The sequence below is a fragment of the Enterobacter sp. 301B genome, assembly GCF_003850715.1.
In the GTDB taxonomy this organism is placed as follows: domain Bacteria; phylum Pseudomonadota; class Gammaproteobacteria; order Enterobacterales; family Enterobacteriaceae; genus Enterobacter; species Enterobacter intestinihominis.
In genome coordinates, this window is the sequence record NZ_PQTC01000018.1 from 49,825 (window position 1) to 74,260 (window position 24,436).

A 24,436-nucleotide genomic window follows, 5' to 3' on the forward strand; every position below is an offset into this window, starting at 1 on the left:
GAATTTGCCCGGCGCGTTACGGCTTTCTCGCCACCGGCACGTCAATACTTTTCAAAATATCGACAAACACCGACGGCTCCTCTTTGTTGAACAAGAGCCACACGCGATGCCGCGCGCGGGTTATCGCCACGTACAGTAAACGCCGCTCCTCTGCATCCGGGAAATCTTCCGGAACAGGCAATAACGCCTCTTCCATCACGGATTCCCGCGCCGGTGCCGGGAATCCGTCACTCCCCTCTTTCAGCCCCACCACAATTACGTAGTCGGCCTGCTGCCCTTTACTGGCGTGCATGGTCATAAAATCGAGCTGTAGTTTTGGCCAGCGCGTTGCCGCTTTTTCCAGCGCCGTCGGCTTGAGGTGGTGATAACGCGCCAGGACCAGAATCCGTTCATCCGGTTTCGCATAGCCGCTCAGTTTATCCAGCAGCGGTTCCAGCTGATCGTCCCCCAGCAGCGTGACGGCCTTTTTATCCCCCGACGTCAGGCTGTTAAGCGGCTTCGACAGCTGATGCGGGTTCTGCTGAATAAAACGGTTGGCAATTTCACCAATCCGCGAGTTGAAGCGGTAGGTGGTGTCCAGATCGCTGCGATCGCCTTCCCCAAAATAGTGATGGAAGGCCGTTGTGAGGGAAAGTTGCGCCCCGCTGAAGCGGTAGATAGCCTGCCAGTCATCGCCCACGGCAAACAGCGACGTATGTTTATTCTGCGCCCGCAGCGCCGAAAGCAGCGCAGCGCGCTGCGGCGAAATATCCTGAAACTCATCCACCAGAATGTGTTTCCACGGACTGACGAAGCGCCCTTTCTCCAGAATGATAATGGCCTGATGGATTAGCCCGGAAAAATCGACCGCGTTTTCGTCTTTCAGCGCGGTTTTCCACGCTTTCAGCATCGGCGCCATTAGCTTTACCCGCTTAGAAAACACGGCGCGGATCGCTTCCGGTGCGCTTTCTATCATCTCCGCCTGAGAGCCGCCGTGCATGCGCATCAGGCTTACCCACCGGTCGAGACGAGAGCCCAGCCGGCGCGCCAGCTTTTCATCCTGCCAGAAGCTGCCCTCCGGCACCTCCCAGTTGAGTTCCTCTTCAAGCCACTGACGCCAACCTTTCGCCTGCGCCTTTTTTTCACTGCACTGCTGACGCCATGCCTTGATAAACAGCGCCTGGCGAGCCTGAGCATCATTCTCCAGCTTGCTGACAACAGGGACTTTTTTGCTGCCCTGTTGAATGATGTGTAAAGCGAGGGAGTGGAACGTGCGCGCCGAGATATCCTGGGTATGCAAACGCGCCTGAATGCGCTCATCCATCTCCTGCGCCGCCTTGCGACCAAAAGCCAGCAGCAAAATCTGGTCGGCAACTGCCTCGCCCGTTGTCAGAAGCCAGCCCGCGCGCGCCACCAGAACCGACGTTTTGCCGCTCCCTGCGCCTGCCAGCACCAGTAAAGAGTGCTCGCCATTCACCACTGCGCGCGCCTGGGCAGGATTGAGGGGCGATGATTCCACCGTACTGAAGAAATCGGCATATTGCGTAAGCATCGCCTCAGTCCAGGCCTGGTTATGCGCCAGACGGCTTTTCTCGATATCGCTAAGCCAGGCCTGACACTTCCGCCACGCATCGCGACAGTTATCAAATTCCTCAAGCCGCGCCACCGGTAAAGGCAATGCCGTCAGCGCCTGGGTGATTTTTTGCTGAAGCCCGGCGGTTTGCTGGCGCGTCAGCCACTTCTGCTGCGTATTGCTTAGCGCGATATCGTCCAGCACCTGATGCAGCACCTGTGCGGCAATCACGCTCATCTCCTGGCTCCACTGGTGCCAGCGCATGTTCAGATGATGGTGGAAGCGTTGGGTTTCCGCCCACTCGGTCCCGTGGAGTCGCACCACTTTCTCTGCCGGTAAAACGAACTCCAGCTCCCCCCATACCAGCCCTCGTTTACAGTGAATGGCCAGTAGCTGATTAAACGGAATAAGGTATTCGTGGCGTTCACCGGAGACTTTCACTCCCGCATTAAGAAGCACAACCTTGTCGTAAGGGTGCTGCGCCAGGCGTTTGCCCATTGAAGTTGCTTTCAGTTCCATATCCTGCCGGATCCACGAGGTCATAATTTGTCAGACAGTTTAACTGCCAGTTTTAAGGTGCTCCAGCCCAAAAAAACGTTACAATCACCGGGCGTTAATCATATCGAAGGAAATGAGGGTTTATGCGTACCGTTCTGAATGTGTTGAATTTTGTCCTTGGCGGTTTTGCCACCACCCTTTCCTGGCTTTTTGCCACCCTGGTGAGCATCGTGCTTATCTTCACCCTTCCGCTGACGCGCTCCTGCTGGGAAATCACCAAACTGTCCCTCGTTCCTTATGGAAATGAAGCCGTGCACGTGGATGAACTGGAGCCGGAAAGAAAAAATGCCCTGATGAATACCGGCGGCACGCTGCTGAATATTTTATGGCTAATCTTCTTTGGCTGGTGGCTGTGTCTGATGCATATCTTCGCCGGTATCGCCCAGTGCATTACGATTATTGGCATTCCGGTTGGCCTCGCTAATTTCAAAATTGCTACCATCGCCCTGTGGCCGGTAGGACGCCGAGTTGTTCCGGTCGAAGTGGCGCAAGCCGCGCGTGAAGCCAATGCCCGTCGTCGTTTTCAGTAATAAGGACTGGCCGCTCTCATGCTAAGCCCCCTGCTTCGTCGCTATACATGGAACAGTAACTGGCTGTATAACGTCAGGATATTTATCGCCCTCTGCGGCACCGTCGCTCTGCCGTGGTGGCTGAATGATGTGAAGCTCACCATCCCCCTCACGCTTGGGGTGGTGGCCGGCGCGCTGGCGGATCTCGACGACCGCCTGGCCGGTCGTTTGCGTAATCTGGTCATCACGCTGGTCTGCTTCTTTATTGCTTCCGCCTCCGTTGAGCTGCTTTTCCCGTGGCCCTGGCTGTTTGCCTTAGGGCTGACGGTGTCCACCAGCGGCTTCATTTTGCTCGGCGGCCTCGGGCAACGCTACGCCACTATCGCGTTTGGCGCCCTGCTGATTGCCATTTACACCATGCTGGGCGTCTCTCTTTACGATCAGTGGTATCAGCAACCGGTCCTGCTGCTATTGGGCGCTATCTGGTATAACCTGCTGACCTTAACCGGGCATCTTATTTTTCCGGTTCGTGCCTTACAGGACAACATTGCCCGCAGTTACGAACAGCTGGCCCACTATCTGGAGCTGAAATCCCGGCTGTTTGATCCGGATATCGAAGAGGACAGCCAGGCGCCCCTGTACGATCTGGCGCTGGCAAATGGCCAACTGGTCGCCACGCTGAATCAGACCAAAGCGTCTCTGCTCACCCGTCTGCGCGGCGATCGCGGTCAGCGCGGTACCCGGCGCACCCTGCACTACTACTTTGTTGCCCAGGATATTCACGAGCGCGCCAGCTCCTCGCATGTACAGTACGCTGATCTGCGCGAGAAATTCCGCTACAGCGACGTGATGTTCCGTTTCCAGCGTCTGCTGTCGATGCAGTCTCAGGCCTGCCAGCAACTTGCGCGCTCAATACTGCTGCGCACGCCCTATCAGCACGATCCTCGCTTTGAACGCGCATTCAGCCACCTGGATGCGGCGCTCGATCGCGTTCAGGCCAGTGGAACTTCGCCGGAACAGTTCAAAGCCCTGGGATTCCTGCTCAACAACCTGAGAGCCATCGATGCTCAGCTCGCCACCATTGAGTCTGAACAGGCGATGGCGATGCCGGGCAATGACGCTGACAACCAGCTTGCCGACGACAGTCTCAACGGTTTCAGCGATATATGGCTGCGCCTGAGCCGTCATTTTACGCCGGAATCCGCCCTCTTTCGCCATGCGGTAAGGATGTCGTTGGTACTGTGCGTTGGCTACGCGTTTATCCAGATAACAGGATTGCACCACGGCTACTGGATCCTGCTGACCAGCCTGTTCGTCTGCCAGCCGAACTATAACGCTACCCGCCATCGACTCGCGCTGCGTATTGTCGGGACGTTAGTCGGGGTCGCCATCGGGCTGCCGGTGCTCTATTTTGTACCCTCAGTAGAAGGGCAACTGATCCTGATTGTGATTACCGGGGTACTGTTCTTCGCCTTCCGCAATGTGCAGTATGCCCACGCCACGATGTTCATCACGCTGCTGGTTCTGCTCTGCTTCAATCTGCTGGGTGAAGGCTTTGAAGTGGCCCTCCCCCGTGTGATCGACACGCTTATCGGCTGCGCCATCGCCTGGGCGGCGGTGAGCTTTATCTGGCCGGACTGGCGTTTCCGAAATTTACCGCGCGTGTCCGACAGAGCAATGAACGCCAACTGCCGCTATCTGGACGCCATACTTGAGCAATACCATCAGGGTCGCGATAACCGTCTGGCCTATCGGATTGCCCGTCGCGATGCGCATAACACTGATGCAGAGCTGGCTTCCGTTGTCTCGAATATGTCAACTGAGCCGCGCGCCACGGCAGAAATCCGGGAGACAGCCTTCCGCCTGCTGTGTCTGAACCACACGTTCACCAGCTATATCTCTACCCTTGGCGCCCACCGAGAGAAACTGACGAATCCGGGCATCCTGGCACTGCTGGACGATGCCGTTTGCTACGTTGATGATGCGCTTCATCATCAACCTGCGGATGAGCCACGGGTTCACCAGGCACTGGATGAACTGGTGCAACGTATCGCACACCTTGATCCAGGCACCGACAACAAAGCTCCACTGGTCCTTCAGCAAATTGGCCTGCTTATCGCTTTGCTGCCGGAAATTTGTCGGCTGCGACAGCAGATCGCTACCTGGCGGAATGATGGCCCTGCGACTCAGGCAGCGCATTAAACCACTCCGTAAGCTCCCGGCGAATATCCGCCGGGAGTGCCGCTTCATGTAATCCTTCAATCGCGCCTTCAAGCGCGAACAATACCCGGATACTCAGCGCTTTATTCTTAGAGCGCATTTTCAGCCAGCTCGTCTTCGCCCCCAACTGTCGTAGCGTCTCTTCATTAGTAATGCCCGCCTCCAGAAGCAGGACCTCAATCTGAAAGGTCAGGTTCGGCAGATCTTTAAGCCGGTTACGCTGATGGCGCTGGTAGCGCTCTTTCCTGGCGGCATCGAGCGCAAACGAGGAGAGCTGAAGCAGTTTTTCCCTGTTTTGCCACAGACCTTCATCCACACGGTAGTAATTAAGCAGCACAGGACGTCCTCGTTTCATCAGGGTCAGAAAAGAAGAGGCGTTTTTTACACAGTATTTTGCACTTTGCTCACAGGCGCGAAGGTAAAGCTCACCGTCAGACACCATCGCGAATACCGCTTCATCCACGGCCAGGGTATAACCGCCAAACAGGGCGCGATGATGAATTTCACCCAGCGGAGAGAGGTATTCTTGAGATTGATAAATCCGTTCATAAGATATCTTTTTCATGATAATTCCATTAAAAATCATACAGTAACCACGATATTTCTTACTAACGGATCCGTTAGCAGGAAAATAGGCAACTTATTGCCGTTGGGCAAGATGATTTTTTCAGGTTCACCAGGAATCGATGAAATTTGCGAGTCGCTTTCCGAAAATGAGGTTGATCTTTATGCATACAGGGGTTACTGTATATCCATACAGTAACTACAGGGCTGGAATGAATATGTACACTTCAGGCTATGCAAATCACTTAACACCTTCTACTTCTGCCGCAGGCAATGCTGCGCAGAATTCTATCGGGCGTGAATCGACAGGGCTTATCAGTGAAGTGGTTTACCGTGAAGACCAGCCGCTGTTGACACAACTCTTACTCCTGCCGCTTTTGCAGCAGCTCGGGCAACAGTCTCGCTGGCAGCTCTGGCTGACGCCACAGCAAAAATTAAGTCGCGAATGGGTTCAGTCGGCTGGGCTGCCGTTAGCGAAGGTGATGCAGATTAATCAACTCTCCCCTTGCGATACGGTCGAGTCGATGGTCCGGGCATTACGTACCGGGAACTATAGCGTCGTGATTGGGTGGTTGCCTGAGGATCTGTCGCAAGAGGAACATTTGCGTCTGACTGAAGCGGCTGAAGAAGGTAACGCGATGGGTTTCATCATGCGGCCAGTTCGTGGAGATTCCTATCGCAGAGGACAACATCCCGGGCTAAAAATTCACTCAAATGTGTACCATTGAGTCATTTTAAGAGTTTTCCTGGAATTTTTTTCGACCGCAGTATGCAAAAAAAGTTCAACGCGCCAAAACTGCGGCAAGGCTTGTCTGACGCGGTTCTCGTTAATTTTACTGCACAAAATTCGTTCAAAAATTGTTAAATATTAGGTATACGGAACTTTTTTTTTCATATGCCTGACGGACTTCACACTTGTAAGTTTTCAGCTACGTTGTAGACTTTACATCGCCAGGGGTGCTCGGCCTAAGCCGAAGATATCGGTAGGTTTATATTTGACCACGCCCCCCGGTGAAGGATTTAACCGTGATTCCTCCGATGGAGATATTCATGGCAAATTTTGGATGATAACGAGGCGCAAAAAATGAAAAAGACAGCTATCGCGATTGCAGTGGCACTGGCTGGCTTCGCTACCGTAGCGCAGGCCGCTCCGAAAGATAATACCTGGTATGCAGGTGGTAAACTGGGCTGGTCTCAGTTCCATGACACCGGTTGGTACAACAGCAGCCTGAACAACGATGGCCCTACTCACGAGAGCCAGCTGGGTGCAGGTGCGTTCGGTGGCTATCAGGTTAACCCGTATGTTGGCTTTGAAATGGGTTACGACTGGTTAGGTCGTATGCCTTACAAAGGCGACAAAGTAAATGGCGCTTTCAAAGCTCAAGGCGTACAGCTGACCGCTAAACTGGGTTACCCAGTAACTGACGATCTGGACGTGTACACCCGTCTGGGCGGCATGGTATGGCGTGCAGACTCCAGCAACAGCATCGCTGGTGACGACCACGACACTGGTGTTTCCCCAGTATTCGCTGGTGGCGTTGAGTGGGCAATGACCCGTGACATCGCTACCCGTCTGGAATACCAGTGGGTTAACAACATCGGTGACGGTGCTACCGTTGGTGTTCGTCCAGACAACGGCATGCTGAGCGTTGGTGTTTCTTACCGTTTCGGTCAGCAGGAAGATGCGCCAGTCGTAGCTCCAGCTCCGGCTCCAGCGCCAGAAGTACAGACCAAGCACTTCACTCTGAAGTCTGACGTTCTGTTCAACTTCAACAAAGCTACCCTGAAACCAGAAGGTCAGCAGGCACTGGATCAGCTGTACACCCAGCTGAGCAACCTGGATCCTAAAGACGGTTCTGTAGTGGTTCTGGGCTTCACCGACCGTATCGGTTCTGACGCTTACAACCAGGGTCTGTCTGAGAAACGTGCTCAGTCTGTAGTTGATTACCTGGTATCTAAAGGTATCCCAGCTAACAAGATCTCCCCACGTGGTATGGGCGAATCTAACCCAGTTACCGGTTCTACCTGTGACAACGTGAAACCACGCGCTGCACTGATCGACTGCCTGGCACCAGATCGTCGCGTAGAGATCGAAGTTAAAGGTATCAAAGACGTTGTAACTCAGCCTGCGGCATAAGTTATCGTCTTATAAAAAAACCCCGCCATGCGGGGTTTTTTATTATCTGAAGAAAATTAAAAAGCTTATTTTTTACCTAACAGTGCCTGTAGATCGTTTTTCAACGTCGACATCTGGCTGGCATACTTCTCTTTGTGCTCGGCATCTTCAATCAGCTGCACCACCGTTTCCGACAGGGTTTTCCCGCGCCGTTGCGCAAGCCCGGCCAGACGCTGCCAGACCATGAATTCCAGGTCGATGGATTTCTTACGGGTGTGCTGATGCTCGGCATTGAAATGCCGTTTACGACGAGCTCGGATAGTTTGCTTCATCCGGTTTAACAAGGCCGGATTAATGTGTTTCTCGATCCAGCCGTTGACCTGTACCGGTTCGTTTTCGAGGGTCAGCAACATATCCACAGCTTCTTGTGCCGCGCTGGCTTCGATGTAGCAGGTGATCAGCTCCCCTTCACGGTGCTTTTTGACCAGGTACTTCCATTTCCAGCCGCTTTCGAGGTTTTCCAGTTGTTGATATTTCATTGCGATCTCAGTGTTACCGTGTAACTCTGTTCAGAATATCAGTTTTTTGGCAATCTGCTGAAAAGAAATCATATCCTGTGAAACGTCGCAGGCGATCCGCATGACGAAAACCCTAATCCTGATTGGGCAGAGTGCGCCGCTTACGGTATACTCCACGGTTTTACTTCTGACTAAAAAACATCAACTTTGACCATTACGAAACTTGCATGGCGTGACCTGGTTCCGGATACCGAGAGCTATCAGGAGCTGTTTGCACAGCCAGACCTCACAAAAGAACACAAATTCATACTTAGCGAGACACAACCGCGTTTGCATTACGCGCTGGAGCAGATGTCATCCCCATGGGCTACATCTCCTTTCATGCTGCTCAAAGCCCCGGAAGAAGCCGAGTATCTGACGCTTCTCGGTGATGCCATGCGCCAGTTGCAGCCAAAAACGAATGCCGTTTTTGGTGGTCAGTATCATATTGCCGGTCGCGACGTGACATTCGAACCTGCCACGCAGGCAGATGGATTGTTCGCTGCAAAAGGCGAGGTGATCACCGCCAACTGGGTGGAAGCAGAACAGTTGTTCGGCTGCCTTCGTCAGTTCAATGGCGATGTTTCACTGCAACCCGGGCTGGTACACCGCGCAAATGGCGGCGTATTGCTCATCTCCCTTCGCACACTGCTTGCGCAGCCGCTGCTGTGGATGCGCCTGAAAACGGTGGTGACGCAGCAACGTTTTGACTGGGTAGGCTTCGACGAGTCACGTCCTCTGCCTGTTTCCATTCCGTCTATGCCGCTGTCGCTGACCGTCGTGCTGACGGGTGACCGTGAATCCCTGGCTGACTTCCAGGAAATGGAGCCAGAACTCGCGGAGCAGGCGGTTTACAGCGAATTTGAAGACAATATTCAGATTGCAGATGCCGATGACATGGCGCAGTGGTGTCAGTGGGTTATGGCCGTGGCGGAACGTTTCGCGCTGCCCTCACCTGCCGAGGATGCGTGGCCGGGCTTAATCCGAGAGGCCGTACGCTACACCGGCGATCAGGAAACCCTGCCGCTCTGTCCGCTCTGGATCGGCAAACAGCTGCGTGAAGTGGGCGTTATCAGCGGCAACGGTACGTTCAACGGTGAGCAACTGAGCCAGATGCTGGCCCAGCGTGAATGGCGCGAAGGCTATCTTGCTGACCGTATGCAGGATGAAATTCTGCTTGAACAGATTCTGGTGGAGACCGAAGGCGAACGTATCGGGCAAATCAATGCCTTGTCCGTCATCGAGTTCCCCGGGCACCCACGCGCCTTTGGTGAGCCTTCCCGTATCAGCTGTGTCGTACACATTGGTGACGGCGAATTTACCGATATCGAACGCAAGGCCGAACTGGGCGGAAACATTCATGCCAAAGGCATGATGATCATGCAGGCATTCCTGATGTCTGAACTTCAGCTCGAGCAGCAGCTCCCCTTCTCTGCCTCGTTGACCTTTGAGCAGTCCTACAGTGAAGTCGACGGCGACAGCGCCTCAATGGCGGAGCTGTGCGCCGTGATCAGCGCGCTTGCAGACGTGCCGATTAACCAGAATATTGCGATTACCGGGTCCGTGGATCAGTTTGGCCGTGCCCAACCGGTGGGCGGACTGAATGAGAAAATCGAAGGCTTCTTCGCAATCTGCCAGCAGCGCGGTTTAAACGGCAAACAGGGCGTGATAATTCCGGCACCTAACGCTCGCCATTTGAGCCTGAGCCAGGCGATTCTGGATGCGGTAGAGCAGGAACAATTCACCGTCTGGGCCATCGAAGGGGTTGAGGATGCACTACCCTTACTGACAAACCTGGTCTGGGACGGCGAAGGCCAGACAACCCTGATGCAGACCATTCAGGAACGTATAGCTCAGGCGACACAGCAGGATGCTCGTCATCGTTATCCGTGGCCGTTACGCTGGTTAAGTTGGTTTAGTGCGAACTGATCGGACTTGTTCAGCGTACACGTGTTAGCTATCCTGCGTCCTTCACTAAAATAAGGCTTACTGAGAACATGGTAGATAAACGCGAATCCTATACTAAAGAAGACCTTCTTGCCTCTGGTCGCGGTGAACTGTTTGGCGCGAAAGGCCCGCAGTTACCAGCCCCAAATATGCTGATGATGGACCGTGTCGTGAAAATGACCGAAACCGGCGGCAACTTTGATAAGGGTTACGTAGAAGCAGAACTCGATATCAACCCGGACCTGTGGTTCTTCGGTTGCCACTTTATTGGCGATCCGGTAATGCCTGGCTGCCTGGGCCTCGATGCCATGTGGCAGTTGGTTGGCTTCTATCTGGGCTGGCTTGGCGGTGAAGGCAAAGGCCGTGCGCTGGGCGTAGGCGAAGTGAAATTCACCGGTCAGGTTCTGCCTACCGCGAAGAAAGTCACCTACCGTATCCATTTCAAACGCATCGTTAACCGCCGTCTGATTATGGGCCTGGCGGACGGTGAAGTGCTGGTTGATGGTCGTCTGATCTATACCGCGAACGACCTGAAAGTGGGTCTGTTCCAGGATACCTCCGCTTTCTGATAACAGCTTTTAGCCCCTTCCAGAAAGGCGAAACCTCCGCATTGCGGAGGTTTCTTTTTAAAGAGACGGTATCAAGCAAGTACTGCCCTGTCTCCGATGGCTTCTCGCCAGCCCCCTAGCCATTGGGACCTTTGATTCAGGGCCTGATAGGGACACATTTCTTTAGAACGTCCGGCGATGCCAGCCTGATAACCACGTTGATGAGCCCTTTCCAGGCGATCTCGTTTCTGTCTCTTCATGCCTCGTTTCCCTCATTCTTTTGTCTGGTGGAAAGAAAACAGTGGTTGCAATATGTGCAAGCACAGTTAACGAATACCCCGAATCTGCGTCAGCGTCAACGTTCAAAATTCATACGGGTGTCATATTTGTGAGCTACATGGAAGATCGTTTGTACAAAAAGTGTGATGCGGGACAAGTAACAACCTGAACGTAAAACGAAAAAAAAGCCGCAATCAGCAAGAAGCTGAGTGCGGCTTTCGTCGATGAATTTTACTTATGGCAGGCGGGAAATCTCTCTTGCTATAGTAGCCGACTCCTGTGCCCATCCCTGCGCAAGTACTTTCACCATTTCGTCATAGCCATCTTTCTGCTGCTTGAGTTCAAGATGGAAAGGACGCTTAATCAGCTGACCCTGGTGATTCAGCAGCCACTCCCCGCTGATAACAACGGCACCATCATAGCGGCCATGGAATCCCGTCACGTTAACATTCAGAGTGTCCTGATCGCTTCCCAGAGGCTGCGAGGCAACGACCCAACCGGGGAGCTGGCTGCTCAGATTCGCCACCAGCGTATTGCGTAGCTGCTGATCCAGCGGGCTGGCCCACAGGTTATTGTTGGCGATTACATACTGCACATCGCTGGTCTGGTAGACCACCCCGTTGCCCGCCAGGTAATCTGGCACGGCAACCTGCTCAACCCACAGCAGACGGCTGCCCTGCGAGGCGCTGCTCTGCGCCCCCGACTGCGCGCTTAACGGCAGCTGGTAGTAGCTTTTGTTATCGTTTCCAGAGCTACAGGCCGTTAATACCAGTGCGCCTGCGATGATTAGCCATTTTTTCATTGTTTCGCCCTCTTAGGCTCAGGATCCTTTTTATCTTTCGCTTCAAACACCAGCGCGTTGCTCTTTTCATTGAGCGTTTTCAGAACGGGCTGTAGCTCGCGTAAAACCTGATCAAGACGTTGCATATCCGCCACCATCTTGTTGTAGGCCGCTGAGCCCGGCTGGAAGCCCTGCATACTGCGATTCAGTTCACGCAACGTTTTCTGCATATCCTGCGGCAGCTGCTGCATGGACTGGTTGGCCGTGATCTTGTTGATATTATCCAGGGTGGTTTGCAGACGTTGCATCGTCGCCTGGCTCTGATGCAGTGATCCCGTCGCAGCCTCAAGCATTGGATTCAGCGGCAGATTGTTGATCTTATCCAGCGTTTCCATCAGACGCTGTTGGATCTGCGCCAGGCCACTGCTGACCGTAGGAATGATTTTGTAGCCGCCAAATTCACGGACTCCCGTCATAGGTGGCGCTTTTGGATAGAAGTCCATATCGACATACAACGCCCCTGTCACCAGATTGCCGGTTTTCAGCGAGCCACGCAGACCGCGATTCATCAGGTCGCTGATATGCTCCCCAATATCCTGATCCTCACCAATCTGGTTAATTAAACGCTCAGGCTCAATGCGTATCAGCACCGGAATACGATAATCATCATCAAGCATTTGCTTGAGTCCCGGAACAAAGTAAGGCACTTGCCCCACTGTACCCAGACGAATACCGCGGAACTCAACTGGCGCTCCTGGCTGCAAGCCGCGTACAGAGTCCTTAAAGAACATCAGATAATCGATGTGATCGGTATAGAGCGCATCCTGAATGCTTTTTTGATCGTCAAACAATCTGAAGGCGGTTTTTTCCGCCACCGGTTGTCCCAGATCTATACCTTCCGGCACGTCAAAACTGACGCCCCCACCAAACAGCGTGGTGAGTGAACCCATCTCAACGCGCATCCCCGCAGAGGTGAGATCCACAGCGATCCCACTGTCTTTCCAGAAACGAACGTTACTGGTCACCAGTCGGTCATTAGGCGCATTGATAAATAGCTGATAGCTGATGGTCCGTTTTTGCGGATCGAAGGTGCTCGTTTCAACCGAACCGACACGATACCCACGGAACAGCACCGGATCGCCCGGCGAGAGCTGGCCCGCTTTTTTGCTGTCCAGAATGACGCGGATCCCTTTTGCATCCGGTGGCGCAAGCGGCGGTGAATCCAGCAACTGATAGTTTGCTGGCTGGGCGCCTTTATTGCCGGGCTGGAGTTCAATGTAAGCCCCTGACAATAGCGTCCCTAAGCCGCTGATCCCTTCTCTTCCGACCTGCGGTTTCACCACCCAAAAAACGGAATCTTCATGGAGCAGTTTTTCCATGCCAGCATTCAGGCGGGCCTTAATTTCAACATGGGTTAAATCATCCGTCAGGGTCGCGCTTTCCACGACACCCACATCCACGCTGCGGCTCTTGATGGTGGTTTTTCCGCCCTCAATTCCCTCTGCATTGGTGGTAATTAGCGTGACTTCCGGTCCCTGATGGCTGTAATGATAAAACAGGATCCATGCACCGATCAGCGCGGTCACGATGGGGAAAATCCACACCGGCGACCAGTTTCTGACCTTCTGCACTTTAGCCTCTCCACTCTTATTTTCCATGCTCTTACTCTTCCTCATGGCTTGAATCGGGCTCACGATCCCACGATAAACGAGGGTCGAAGGTCATGGCCGCAAACATGGTCATAATGACGACCAAAGCAAACATCAGCGCTCCCATAGCGGGATAAATACTCATCAGCCCACCCATACGCACCAGCGCTGAGAGAACCGCAATCACGAACACGTCAATCATCGACCAGCGGCCAACAAATTCCACGACCTCATAAATCAGATGCATGCGCTCACTGTCACGCTTACCGTGCCCTTTTGCATCCCAGCAAAGCCAGGCAATGGCAATCATCTTTAAGGTCGGAACCATAATGCTGGCGAGAAATATGACGCCTGCAACAGGGTATGACCCTTCGCTCCACAGCAAAATCACCCCGGCAAGGATGGTCGAGGGCATTCTGTCGCCGAGCAGATCAGTGATCATGATCGGCAAAATATTGGCGGGCAGATAAAGCATGACAGAGGTCACCAGCAGCGCCATGGTCCATTGCAGGCTATTTTTGCGTCGGACGTGACCTTTTGTTTCACAGCGGGGACACACCTCGACATCCGCGGGCAGCACGGCGGTGCAGCAGGAGCAGGAGCGCAGCCCCTGACGGATACCCGGTACGCCCACCTTTACCGTCTGCGAGAGCGTCGGTGCCGGGGCAATATCGTCCCAGGTCCAGCGTCGGTCCACGCACTGGAAAGCGCGCAGTTGCAGCACGCAATACAGACACCACGGAATAAAGCTACTGCCAATCCCCACATCGCCGTAGGCCATCAGCTTCACGAAGCTGACCAGGATACCCGCCAGAAAAATTTCCGCCATCCCCCAGCTTTTCAGCTGGAACAGGATCCGCGCGAGTTTGATTTTAAGGGCGGTGGGCATCCTGACGCGATTGACCAGTAGCAGAATGACGACCAGGCAAAAAGCCGGGACTATCTGCACGAACAGAAGAAAGAAGGTGCCAAGGCTGGCGTAATCTTCCGAGAACATCACGCCTGGAATTTCCAGTAACTCCACCTGGCTTACCATCCCACCCACTTTCATAGAGATGAAAGGGAAGAGATTGGAGAGCAGTAACATGAACAGGGCTGCCAGCGCGTAAGCCGTAGGACGCTGCCTTGGCGCGTCCCACTCGGTCGTCAGCGTAGCTCCGCAGCGCGGGCAGGCAGCCTTATGTCCGTGACCAAGCTCTGGCAACGCCACGAGCATATCGCATTGCGAGCATAAAATATGCCGATCGGCATGGTGCTGGTCACACATAGATTATCCCTGTTTATGCGCCGTTTTTCAGAGACTCAAGGTACTCCCAGCGCTCAAATGCCTCTTCCAGCGCCTGCTCGGCCTGGGAGAGTTCAGCCAATACTTTCTGAGTATAGTCGTGAGGCTGCGTAAAGAATGACGCATCAGCGACCTGAATTTGCAGTGCTTCCAGTGCCGCTTCCAGCTCTTCCAGACGCTGCGGCAGCCCTTCCAGCTCGCGCTGCAAGTTATAGCTCATTTTAGCAGGAGACTTTTTGACAGTTTCTGCTTTCACAACAACAGGTTCAGCGACATTTTTGGTCTTCGCCTGTTTTTGCGCCAGCGACTGCGATTGCTGTCCACGCGCGTCATGATAGCCGCCCACATATTGACCGATGCGTCCTTCGCCTTCGAAGATCCAGCACTCGGTCACGGTGTTATCGACAAATTGACGATCGTGGCTGACCAGCATCACGGTTCCCTGATAGCCATCAATCAACTCTTCCAGCAGTTCCAGCGTTTCGACATCCAGATCGTTCGTCGGTTCATCGAGAATCAGTAAGTTACTGGGTTTCAGGAACAGGCGCGCCAGTAAAAGACGGTTACGCTCACCGCCGGACAGCGCGCGCACAGGCGTCAGGGCGCGTTTTGGGTGGAACAGGAAGTCCTGAAGGTAGCCCAGCACGTGACGCGGCTTGCCGTTAACCATCACCTCCTGTTTACCCTCTGCGAGGTTGTCCATCACCGTACGGTCCGGATCCAGCTCTGCGCGATGCTGGTCAAAGTACGCTACTTCCAGCTTGGTACCACAGTGAATACGACCGCTGTCTGCCTGCAACTGGCCCAGCATCAGTTTCAACAGCGTGGTTTTGCCGCAGCCGTTTGGACCAATAAGCGCAATTTTGTCGCCACGCTGAACCTGTGCGGAGAAATCGTTCACCAGCACTTTGCCGTCAACCGAATAATTCACGTTCTCCATTTCGAAGACAATCTTGCCCGAGCGGGACGCCTCTTCCACCTGCATTTTGGCGCTACCCATGACTTCACGGCGTTCGCTACGTTCGCGGCGCATCGCCTTCAGGGCGCGAACGCGGCCTTCATTACGGGTACGACGCGCCTTGATGCCCTGACGGATCCATACCTCTTCCTGCGCCAGCTTGCGGTCGAACTCGGCGTTTTGCAGCTCTTCCACGCGCAGGTTCTCTTCTTTCTCCAGCAGATAGGTATCGTAATCGCCCGGATAGGTCACCAGCTTGCCGCGGTCGAGGTCGACAATGCGCGTGGCCATGTTGCGGATGAACGAACGGTCGTGGGAGATGAAGATAATGGTGCCATTGAAAGTTTTCAGGAACCCTTCCAGCCAGTCAATCGCTTCGATATCCAGGTGGTTCGTTGGTTCGTCCAGCAGCAGTACCCTGGGCCCGCTCACCAGGGCACGGCCCAGCGCGGCTTTACGCAGCCAGCCGCCGGAGAGCGCCGACAGCTCCATATCCGCTTCCAGGCCAAGCTGAGCCAGCACTTCGTTAATGCGGTTTTCCAGCTGCCACAGGCCGTGGTGATCGAGCATCTCCTGCACTTTTGCCAGCTCGTTGAGATTTTTGTCGCTCGGGTCGGTCATGACCAGATGCGAAATCTCGTGGTAGCGCTTGAGGTATTCCGCCTGCTCTGAAATTCCTTCAGCCACAAAATCGTACACGCTGCCGGTAACGTTACGCGGCGGATCCTGTTGCAGACGAGAGACGACCAGATCCTGCTCGTAAACAATACGGCCGTCGTCCAGCCCCTGCTCACGGTTGAGGATTTTCATCAGCGTCGATTTACCTGCGCCGTTACGGCCGACCAGACAGACGCGCTCGTTATCTTCGATATGCAGCTCTGCATTATCGAGAAGCGGTGAGTCGCTGAAAGAGAGCCACGCGCCGTGCATACTAATTAAAGACATTTATTTTTCCTTTCAGACCGCGGAGATCAGCCAGCAGTTGTGGATTTGACGGTTACGGGCAAAGTCCTGAGACAGCGTTTTTTGGCTGATTTCTTGTGCTTTAAGTCCCAGTTCGGCCAGGCCGTCGTGATCCATGCGGAATCCGCGCTTGTTATTCGAGAACATAATGGTGCCGCCTTTACGCAGCAGACGCTTCAGGTCGGTCATCAGGCGCAGGTGATCGCGTTGAACGTCAAAGCTATCCTCCATACGCTTGGAGTTAGAGAAGGTCGGCGGATCGATAAAGATCAGATCAAACTGCTCGTCGGTATCGCGCAGCCAGCCCAGCACGTCGGCCTGTAACAGGCGATGCTGACGACCGGTTAAGCCGTTAAGACGCAGGTTGCGCTCTGCCCACTCCAGATAAGTACGGGACATATCGACCGTGGTGGTACTACGCGCCCCACCAAGCCCTGCATGAACGCTGGCGCTGCCGGTATAGGAGAACAGGTTCAGGAAGTCTTTGCCCTTGCTCATCTGTCCCAGCATGCGGCGGGCGATGCGGTGATCGAGGAACAGACCGGTATCAAGGTAATCGGTCAGGTTAACCCACAGGCGCGCATTATATTCGCCCACTTCGATGAAGTCGCCCTTCTCGCCCATCTTCTGATACTGGTTTTTGCCTTTCTGACGCTCACGGGTTTTCAGCACCAGCTTGTTTGGCGAAATGCCGAGTACGGCGATGGTGGCCGCAATCACATCCAGCATACGCTGACGCGCTTTTTGCGCATCAATGGTTTTCGGCGGGGCGTATTCCTGAACCACCACCCAGTCTGCATAGCGGTCAACCGCCACGTTGTATTCCGGCAGGTCAGCGTCGTAAAGGCGATAACATTCGATGCCTTCCTGCTTCGCCCACTTCTCAAATTTCTTCAGGTTTTTGCGCAGACGGTTGGCATAATCTTCCGCCACGCCAGACGGTTTGCTGTCCGCTGCTATCTCTGCCAGATGGTAGTTTTTCTGCACGCAGTCCAGCGGGCCGTTTTTCGCCTTGAACTGGCGATCGGCACGTAATTGCAGGCAGCTCAGCAGCTCCGGCGAGGCGCTAAACAGGGAGAGGTTCCAGCCGCCGAAATGCGCTTTCATGTTGCGGCCCAGCAGGCTGTGTAGCGCAATCAGCGCTGGCTCGCTGCCAAGACGCTCACCATACGGCGGGTTGCTGATCACCGTACCGTACGGGCCTTTTGGCAGCGGATTGGTCAGGTTCGCCACATCTTTGACGTCGAAGGTCACCAGCTCACCGATACCGGCTCGACGGGCGTTGCTGCGCGCGCGTTCAATCACCCGTGGGTCGTTGTCCGAACCGTAAAAGTGAGAGGTGTACTCCGCCAGCCCTTTACGGGCACGGGTCTGCGCGTCGTCTTTGACCTCTTTCCAGAGGGCTTCATCGTGCTGCGCCCAGCCTTTGAAGCCCCACTGTCCACGATGCAGCCCTGGCGCGCGGTCGGTGGCCAGCATCGCGGCTTCGATCAGCAGCGTACCGGAACCGCACATTGGATCGAGCAGCGGCGTACCCGGCTGCCAGCCGGAGCGCATCACGATAGCGGCGGCCAGTGTCTCTTTGATTGGGGCCATGCCAGTGCGATCGCGATAGCCGCGCAGATGCAGGCCTGCGCCGCTCAGATCCAGGGAAATACTGGCAGTGTCGCCGTTCAGCCAGACGTTGATACGCAGATCCGGGTTTTCACGATCAACGTTCGGACGTTCTCTATTACGACGCGTGAAGCAGTCCACAATGGCGTCTTTGACGCGCAGGGCACCGTACTGGCTGTTGCGGATCTCATCGTTGACGCCGTTGAAATGCACCGCAAAGGTAGCGTCCGGGGTGAAGATCTCTGTCCAGTCGATCATCTGTACACCGGTGTAGAGATCAAGATCGCTGTAGACCTTGCACTCTTTCATCGGCAGCATGATGCGCGACGCCAGACGGCTCCACATCAGGCTCTGGTAAATAAGCCGCGTGTCGCCCTCAAAATGGACACCACCCTGAACCACCTGGCACTCTTTCGCGCCCAGGGTTTCCAGTTCAGTTTTTAACAGCTCTTCCAGCCCACGGGCCGTACTGGCAAACAGAGAATTCATATCGTCACTTTTACTCATAGAAAATTGTCGCGCATTATAGCTAATATGGCGTGTATGTCATAAAGTTGAAGGCTTATTTTATTTAGCGGGAGTGTGCAGTGGCGACGTTATCCAGGCTTTTTATTCATCCGGTGAAATCCATGCGTGGTATCGGCGTGACGCACGCGCTGGCCGATATGAGCGGATTCGCCTTCGATCGTATTTTTATGATCACCGAGCCTGACGGTACGTTCATCACCGCACGTCAGTTCCCGCAGATGGTTCGCTTTACGCCTTCCCCGCTTCATGACGGATTGCATTTGACCGCGCCAGACGGTTCAAGCGTCGTGATCCGCTTTGCTGATTTTGCGCCGGTTGAAGCGCCAACGGAAGTGTGGGGCAATCATTTTACCGCGCGTATCGCGCCGGATAACATTAACCAGTGGCTGAGCGGCTTTTTCTCACGTGACGTTCAGCTGCGCTGGGTTGGGCCTGCGCTGACTCGTCGCGTGAAACGCCACGACGCGGTTCCCCTCTCCTTTGCGGATGGTTTTCCCTTCCTGCTGACCAGCGAGGCCTCGCTGCGTGATTTACAAACCCGTTGCAAAGCCAGCGTGCAGATGGAGCAGTTTCGCCCGAATCTGGTGGTGACCGGAGCGGATGCCTGGGATGAAGATACCTGGAAAGTGATCCGCATCGGCAGCGTTATCTTTGATGTCGTGAAGCCGTGCAGCCGCTGTATTTTTACCACCGTCAGCCCGGAGAAAGGCCAGAAACACCCTTCCGGCGAACCTCTGAAAACCTTGCAATCATTTCGTACCGCGCAGGATAACGGTGATGTCGACTTCGGCCAGAACCTGATCCCCCGCTCCAGCGGCGTAATCCGCGTGGGCGACGAGGTCGAAATTCTTACCCGCGGCCCTGCAAGAGTGTACGGCGCAGGCCAGGAAGAAGAAATGGTTGACGTTGTCACCAACGTCGCTTCCGCGGTGGATATTCACTGGGAAGGCAAAGTTATTCGTGGTAACAATCAGCAGGTGCTACTGGAACAGCTGGAGCAGGCGGGTATCCGCGTACCTTATTCCTGTCGCGCGGGGATTTGCGGATGCTGTCGCATTAAACTGGTCGATGGTGAAGTGAGTGCCCTGAAGAAATCTGCGATTGGCAGTGACGGCACGATCCTGTGCTGTAGCTGTGTACCGAAAACATCCGTACAGCTGGAAGCTTAAACCGCCTGTTCGAGGCTGAAGGAATCGACGCGCAGCTGAGGCTTCAGCCTGTCATTCATCACTTTGATGGCATCACCTAACTGCATGACTCGCCCGGCAATGGTCACGCCGGGTTGGGCCAGCAAACAGAGCGCAGCGTTTTCACCGGGTTCAACCACCAGCAGATTCACCTCTTCTTCGGTATCGCTCAGATTGACGCTGGCCGCATCGCCGATAGCCGGGGTCCAGCTCATACCGTGCGCGAGGAAATGCCAGCTTTTCGGCATTTGTGGTTTCAGGAAACGGATCGCCACCAGCGCATTTAGTACCAGTTCAGCGCGCTGTTCTTTGGAGAGATTGAAGTCGCGGCATTTTTCTTCAAAAGAGAAATAGAGTGCAGCGTCGTCAACGCAAAAGCCTGAGGGAGCAAACGCGTCTGGCGTTAACATTCGGCGCGCAAAACGAGAGCGAAACAACATGCCATTGGCTAAGTCGAGCATCATACGGTCATGCTCGTCACAAAAATACCAGCGCCAGTTATCGTCAGGTTTAATTCGCATGTTTCTCTCCCGTCCCCAAAACGTCCTGTACTAAAAATGTCCTGTTTGCCGCTTCGCTTATAACACTAGTAATAAAAGACTATAATGTCTAAATAAGCAACAATGACGGAATATAAAACAACCAGGGCTGGAAATAAAGCCCTGGTTGTCTGATTAAGAGAAAAGATTAGATATGCGTGACAATTTCTTTAATCAATGGCGGCCCTTTAAAAATAAAGCCGGAATAAATTTGCACCAATGAAGCCCCTGCCGCCATCTTCTCACGTGCAGCGATGACGGAGTCAATGCCACCCACGCCAATAATCGGCAGCTGGCCTTTTAATTCCGCGGAGAGTGCGCGAATAATTTCGGTGCTTTTTAATTGTACCGGACGGCCACTTAATCCACCCGCTTCGTCACAGTTTTTCATTCCCTGGACGAGGGAGCGATCGAGCGTTGTATTGGTCGCAATCACACCATCAATATTATGGCGAACTAAACTGTCGGCAACCTGGATCAATTCTTCTGCCGAAAGATCCGGGGCGATCTTAACCGCGACCGGAACATATTTATGGTGGATCGCCTGTAGTGCCGTTTGTTTATTTTTAATGGCGCCAAGAAGATCGTCGAGCGCTTCGCCATATTGTAATGAACGCAGCCCTGGGGTGTTAGGCGAGGATATATTCACCGCGATATAACCGGCATAGGCATAGACTTTTTCCATACAAATCAGATAGTCATCTTTACCCTGCTCGACGGGCGTGTCTTTATTTTTGCCAATATTAATACCCAGCACACCATCAAAATGGGCTTTCTTAACGTTCTCAACCAGATGATCGACGCCAAGGTTATTAAAGCCCATGCGGTTGATCAGCCCCTCGGCTTCAACCAGGCGGAACAGACGTGGCTTGTCATTTCCCGGCTGCGGACGCGGCGTCACTGTCCCGATTTCGATCGAGCCAAAGCCCATCGCGCCGAGTGCATCAATGCATTCGCCATTTTTGTCCAGACCGGCCGCAAGGCCCAGTGGATTTTTGAACGTCAGGCCCATGCATTGGACAGGTTTTTCCGGCACGTTTTGACGCACCAGCGCGGCCAGAGGCGTTCCTGTAATACGACGTAACTGCTGAAATGTAAATTCATGAGCGCGCTCAGGATCGAGCTGGAAAAGGGCTTTACGAACGAAGGGGTAGTACATGAACTCTCCTGGATTCCCGGTGTGCAAACCGGGAGGGGATTATGTGCGATCCCGCCCGGAAAGGGAATTGACCTGTGGCAAAAAAAGCCATGTAAAACGCAATCGTTTACTAATCGGTTCGCTTCTTATGTGTTTTTCTGCATTCATCCTGAGGATAAATCATTTAGTGGAATAACCACGCAATGTCACACTCCTGAAAATTGTTATGAATGTTAGATAAAAGCAAACAATTAGTTATAAGGAGCAACCATGCGCGTCATTACCCTGGCCGGAAGCCCCCGCTTCCCCTCTCGATCCAGCGCACTGCTGGAATACGCTCGCGAAAAGCTTAATGCTCTGGATGTCGAAGTGTGTCACTGGAATTTGCACAATTTCGCGCCTGAAGATCTGCTCTACGCCCGTTTCGACAGCCCGGCGCTGAAAACCCTGATCGAACAACTTAAGCGTGCTGACGGGTTGGTCGTCGCGACACCAATTTATAAAGCCTCTTTTTCCGGTGCACTGAAAACGCTGCTCGATCTGCTGCCCGAACGCGCGCTGGACGGTAAGGTCGTCCGGCCGCTGGCCACAGGCGGTACGGTAGCCCATTTACTGGCGGTGGATTATGCCCTCAAGCCGGTTCTGAACGCGCTGAAAGCGCAGGAGATCCTGCATGGCGTCTTCGCTGACGACTCACAGGTAATCGACTACCAGCATAAACCGCATTTCACGCCGAATCTGCAAACCCGCCTCGACAGCGCGCTTGAAACCTTCTGGCACGCCCTTAATCGTCGGGATCGCCACGCGGCGGCATTTCATCAATCACAAGGAGTGGCGCATGTTTAAAACAGTTACCCGTATCGGGCTGGCAGGTCTGCTGGCAGTGGCATCGCTGGCTCAGGCGGCGGAGAAAACGCCGGAGAGCCTGCGTATCGGTTATCAGAAAGGCAGCGTCAGCATGGTGCTGGCGAAAAGCCATGCGTTGCTGGAGAAACGTTTCCCGCAGACCAAATTCTCATGGGTCGAGTTCCCTGCCGGACCGCAGATGCTGGAGGCGCTGAACGTCGGGAGTATTGATTTAGGCAGCACCGGCGATATCCCGCCGATCTTTGCCCAGGCGGCCGGGGCGGATCTGGTTTACGTTGGCGTTGAACCCGCCAAGCCGAAGGCAGAGGTTATTTTGGTGCCGGAAAACAGCGAGATCAAAAGCGTCGCCGATCTCAAAGGCCATAAGGTTGCTTTCCAGAAAGGTTCCAGCTCGCACAACCTGCTGCTGCGCGCGTTGCAGGAGGCCGGCCTTAAATTCACCGATATCCAGCCCGTTTACCTGACGCCTGCCGATGCGCGCGCGGCGTTTCAGCAAAAAAATGTTGATGCCTGGGCTATCTGGGATCCGTACTACTCCGCCGCACTGTTGCAGGGCGGTGTGCGGGTGCTGAAAGACGGCACCACCCTGAAACAAACCGGTTCGTTCTACCTGGCGGCACGTCCTTACGCTGAAAAAAATGGCGCATTTATTCAGCAGGTGCTGGATACCTTCTCTCAGGCCGATGCGCTGACCCAAAGCCAGCGTCAGCAGAGCATCACGCTACTGGCAAAAACCATGGGCCTGCCTGAACCGGTGATCGCCACCTATCTTGACCACCGTCCTCCCACCACCATAGCGCCGGTTGACGCCCACGTTGCCGCCCTCCAGCAGCAAACGGCAGACCTCTTTTATCAAAACCGCCTGGTTCCAAAGCAGGTGAATATTCGCGAACGCATCTGGCAACCCGCTGGCATTGAAGGAAAAAAATCATGAGTCTGAATCTTTTCTGGTTTTTACCCACCCACGGTGATGGACACTATCTTGGCACAGAAGAAGGCGCCCGCCCGGTCGATCACGGCTATCTACAGCAGATCGCCCAGGCGGCAGACCGCATCGGTTTTACCGGGGTGCTGATCCCGACGGGCCGTTCATGTGAGGACGCGTGGCTGGTTGCCGCGTCGATGATCCCCGTCACCCAGCGCCTGAAATTCCTGGTAGCCTTGCGCCCAAGCGTGGTGTCGCCCACCGTCGCGGCACGCCAGGCGGCAACGCTGGACAGGCTCTCCAACGGCCGCGCGCTGTTCAACCTGGTGACGGGCAGCGATCCGCAGGAGCTGGCGGGCGATGGCGTTTTTCTCGATCATACCGAGCGCTATGAAGCCTCCGCAGAGTTCACCCGCGTCTGGCGACGTCTGCTGGAAGGGGAAACCGTCACCTTCGAAGGAAAACATATTCACGTTCGCGATGCGCAACTCTACTTCCCGCCGGTACAACAGCCGCGCCCTCCCCTTTATTTCGGCGGATCGTCGGACGTGGCGCAGGAGCTGGCGGCTGAGCAGGTCGATCTCTATCTGACCTGGGGCGAGCCACCGGAGCTGGTTAAAGAGAAAGTTGCTCAGGTACGCGCCAAAGCCGCAGAACATGGCCGTACGGTGCGCTTCGGCATTCGCCTGCACGTGATCGTACGCGAAACCAACGACGAGGCCTGGCAAGCCGCCGACCGTCTGATCGCTCATCTGGACGACGACACTATCGCCAAAGCACAGGCGGCGTTTGCCAAAACCGACTCAGTGGGCCAACACCGAATGGCCTCCCTGCACAACGGCAAGCGTGAAAATCTTGAGATCAGCCCGAACCTGTGGGCCGGGGTGGGTCTGGTGCGCGGCGGCGCCGGTACGGCGCTGGTCGGCGACGGTCCAACCGTAGCGGCACGCATTAATGAATACGCGGCGCTGGGGATCGACAGCTTTATCCTGTCTGGCTACCCGCATCTGGAGGAGGCCTACAAGGTGGGTGAACTGCTCTTCCCGCACCTGGATGTCGCTATCCCGGAAATTCCGCAGCCACGTCAGCTTCAGTTGCAGGGCGAAGCCGTGGCGAATGCGTTTATCCCGAGAAAAGTCGCGCAAAGTTAAG

The 24,436-nt window shown here is 54.5% G+C and carries 21 protein-coding genes; 10 read left to right on the forward strand and 11 right to left on the reverse strand.

What is annotated here, in order from left to right; genetic code table 11:
• Positions 1-16 precede the first annotated feature (16 nt).
• Complete coding sequence (helD, locus tag C3451_RS18355; RefSeq protein ID WP_124304369.1) at positions 17-2,071, reverse strand: DNA helicase IV; 2,055 nt, start codon at positions 2,069-2,071, stop codon at positions 17-19.
• A 122-nt stretch (positions 2,072-2,193) separates the two neighbouring features.
• Between helD and C3451_RS18360 the strand changes: the two genes are divergently transcribed.
• Both C3451_RS18360 and yccS read left to right on the forward strand, forming a co-directional pair.
• A complete protein-coding gene (locus tag C3451_RS18360) occupies positions 2,194-2,640 on the forward strand; it encodes a YccF domain-containing protein (protein ID WP_022647660.1) in 447 nt (148 codons plus the stop codon).
• 18 nt (positions 2,641-2,658) lie between these two features.
• Entirely contained in the window at positions 2,659-4,821 is a 2,163-nt protein-coding gene (gene yccS, locus C3451_RS18365) for a YccS family putative transporter (protein WP_023299744.1), read from the forward strand.
• Here the strand turns inward: yccS and C3451_RS18370 are convergent.
• The gene (locus C3451_RS18370) at positions 4,778-5,404 is read right to left on the reverse strand and encodes a TfoX/Sxy family DNA transformation protein (RefSeq protein WP_063139298.1); all 627 of its coding nucleotides are present in this window, start codon (positions 5,402-5,404) and stop codon (positions 4,778-4,780) included. The two genes, yccS and C3451_RS18370, sit on opposite strands and share 44 nt — an antisense overlap.
• Positions 5,405-5,621: 217 nt before the next feature.
• Between C3451_RS18370 and sulA the strand changes: the two genes are divergently transcribed.
• A complete protein-coding gene (gene sulA, locus C3451_RS18375) occupies positions 5,622-6,131 on the forward strand; it encodes an SOS-induced cell division inhibitor SulA (protein WP_032610196.1) in 510 nt (169 codons plus the stop codon).
• A 356-nt stretch (positions 6,132-6,487) separates the two neighbouring features.
• Positions 6,488-7,540: a porin OmpA gene (gene ompA / locus C3451_RS18380; RefSeq protein WP_017384806.1), complete on the forward strand. Its 1,053-nt coding sequence runs from the start codon at positions 6,488-6,490 to the stop codon at positions 7,538-7,540.
• 65 nt (positions 7,541-7,605) lie between these two features.
• Here the strand turns inward: ompA and matP are convergent, their stop codons facing one another.
• Positions 7,606-8,058: a macrodomain Ter protein MatP gene (gene matP, locus C3451_RS18385; protein ID WP_006809347.1), complete on the reverse strand. Its 453-nt coding sequence runs from the start codon at positions 8,056-8,058 to the stop codon at positions 7,606-7,608.
• Between the two features lie 186 nt (positions 8,059-8,244).
• Between matP and C3451_RS18390 the strand changes: the two genes are divergently transcribed.
• Together C3451_RS18390 and fabA are read left to right on the forward strand one after the other, a co-directional pair.
• A complete protein-coding gene (locus C3451_RS18390; protein WP_045623334.1) occupies positions 8,245-10,005 on the forward strand; it encodes a Lon protease family protein in 1,761 nt (586 codons plus the stop codon).
• Between the two features lie 68 nt (positions 10,006-10,073).
• Positions 10,074-10,592: a bifunctional 3-hydroxydecanoyl-ACP dehydratase/trans-2-decenoyl-ACP isomerase gene (fabA, locus tag C3451_RS18395; RefSeq protein WP_000227926.1), complete on the forward strand. Its 519-nt coding sequence runs from the start codon at positions 10,074-10,076 to the stop codon at positions 10,590-10,592.
• Between the two features lie 71 nt (positions 10,593-10,663).
• Here fabA and rmf read toward each other — a convergent pair whose 3' ends face one another.
• From rmf to rlmKL, 6 genes are all read right to left on the reverse strand, one after another.
• On the reverse strand, positions 10,664-10,831 hold the full coding sequence (gene rmf, locus C3451_RS18400) for a ribosome modulation factor (RefSeq protein ID WP_003858162.1): 168 nt from the start codon (positions 10,829-10,831) through the stop codon (positions 10,664-10,666).
• A gap of 254 nt (positions 10,832-11,085) precedes the next feature.
• Positions 11,086-11,652: a membrane integrity-associated transporter subunit PqiC gene (gene pqiC / locus C3451_RS18405; RefSeq protein WP_045623336.1), complete on the reverse strand. Its 567-nt coding sequence runs from the start codon at positions 11,650-11,652 to the stop codon at positions 11,086-11,088.
• Positions 11,649-13,289 carry an intermembrane transport protein PqiB gene (pqiB, locus tag C3451_RS18410; RefSeq protein ID WP_022647653.1) on the reverse strand — a complete coding sequence of 547 codons (1,641 nt, stop codon included), beginning with the start codon at positions 13,287-13,289 and terminating at the stop codon, positions 11,649-11,651. Before pqiB ends, pqiC begins: the two co-directional genes overlap by 4 nt.
• 4 nt (positions 13,290-13,293) lie before the next feature.
• Positions 13,294-14,547: a membrane integrity-associated transporter subunit PqiA gene (gene pqiA, locus C3451_RS18415; RefSeq protein WP_022647652.1), complete on the reverse strand. Its 1,254-nt coding sequence runs from the start codon at positions 14,545-14,547 to the stop codon at positions 13,294-13,296.
• A gap of 13 nt (positions 14,548-14,560) precedes the next feature.
• Positions 14,561-16,468, reverse strand: a complete 1,908-nt coding sequence (locus C3451_RS18420) for an ABC transporter ATP-binding protein (RefSeq protein WP_022647651.1) — start codon at positions 16,466-16,468, stop codon at positions 14,561-14,563.
• Positions 16,469-16,480: 12 nt separating this feature from the next.
• The gene (rlmKL, locus tag C3451_RS18425) at positions 16,481-18,589 is read right to left on the reverse strand and encodes a bifunctional 23S rRNA (guanine(2069)-N(7))-methyltransferase RlmK/23S rRNA (guanine(2445)-N(2))-methyltransferase RlmL (protein ID WP_032622253.1); all 2,109 of its coding nucleotides are present in this window, start codon (positions 18,587-18,589) and stop codon (positions 16,481-16,483) included.
• Positions 18,590-18,687: 98 nt separating this feature from the next.
• Here rlmKL and C3451_RS18430 point away from each other — a divergent pair, with 98 nt between their 5' ends.
• On the forward strand, positions 18,688-19,797 hold the full coding sequence (locus C3451_RS18430) for a YcbX family protein (protein WP_022647649.1): 1,110 nt from the start codon (positions 18,688-18,690) through the stop codon (positions 19,795-19,797).
• On the opposite strand, the gene zapC is transcribed toward C3451_RS18430, so the two are convergent.
• Positions 19,794-20,336 (reverse strand): cell division protein ZapC, encoded by a 543-nt coding sequence (zapC, locus tag C3451_RS18435; protein WP_023299740.1) that lies wholly within the window; start codon positions 20,334-20,336, stop codon positions 19,794-19,796. The genes C3451_RS18430 and zapC overlap by 4 nt on opposite strands.
• Positions 20,337-20,502: 166 nt before the next feature.
• Positions 20,503-21,513: a quinone-dependent dihydroorotate dehydrogenase gene (gene pyrD / locus C3451_RS18440; RefSeq protein WP_023299739.1), complete on the reverse strand. Its 1,011-nt coding sequence runs from the start codon at positions 21,511-21,513 to the stop codon at positions 20,503-20,505.
• Between the two features lie 249 nt (positions 21,514-21,762).
• Between pyrD and ssuE the strand changes: the two genes are divergently transcribed.
• From ssuE to ssuD, 3 genes are read left to right on the forward strand one after another with little or no spacing between them, the layout of a single operon-like run.
• Complete coding sequence (ssuE, locus tag C3451_RS18445; protein WP_124304370.1) at positions 21,763-22,338, forward strand: NADPH-dependent FMN reductase; 576 nt, start codon at positions 21,763-21,765, stop codon at positions 22,336-22,338.
• The gene (locus C3451_RS18450; RefSeq protein ID WP_022647646.1) at positions 22,331-23,293 is read left to right on the forward strand and encodes a sulfonate ABC transporter substrate-binding protein; all 963 of its coding nucleotides are present in this window, start codon (positions 22,331-22,333) and stop codon (positions 23,291-23,293) included. Before ssuE ends, C3451_RS18450 begins: the two co-directional genes overlap by 8 nt.
• A complete protein-coding gene (gene ssuD, locus C3451_RS18455) occupies positions 23,290-24,435 on the forward strand; it encodes an FMNH2-dependent alkanesulfonate monooxygenase (RefSeq protein WP_038415787.1) in 1,146 nt (381 codons plus the stop codon). Before C3451_RS18450 ends, ssuD begins: the two co-directional genes overlap by 4 nt.
• The last annotated feature ends 1 nt before the right edge of the window (position 24,436 follow it).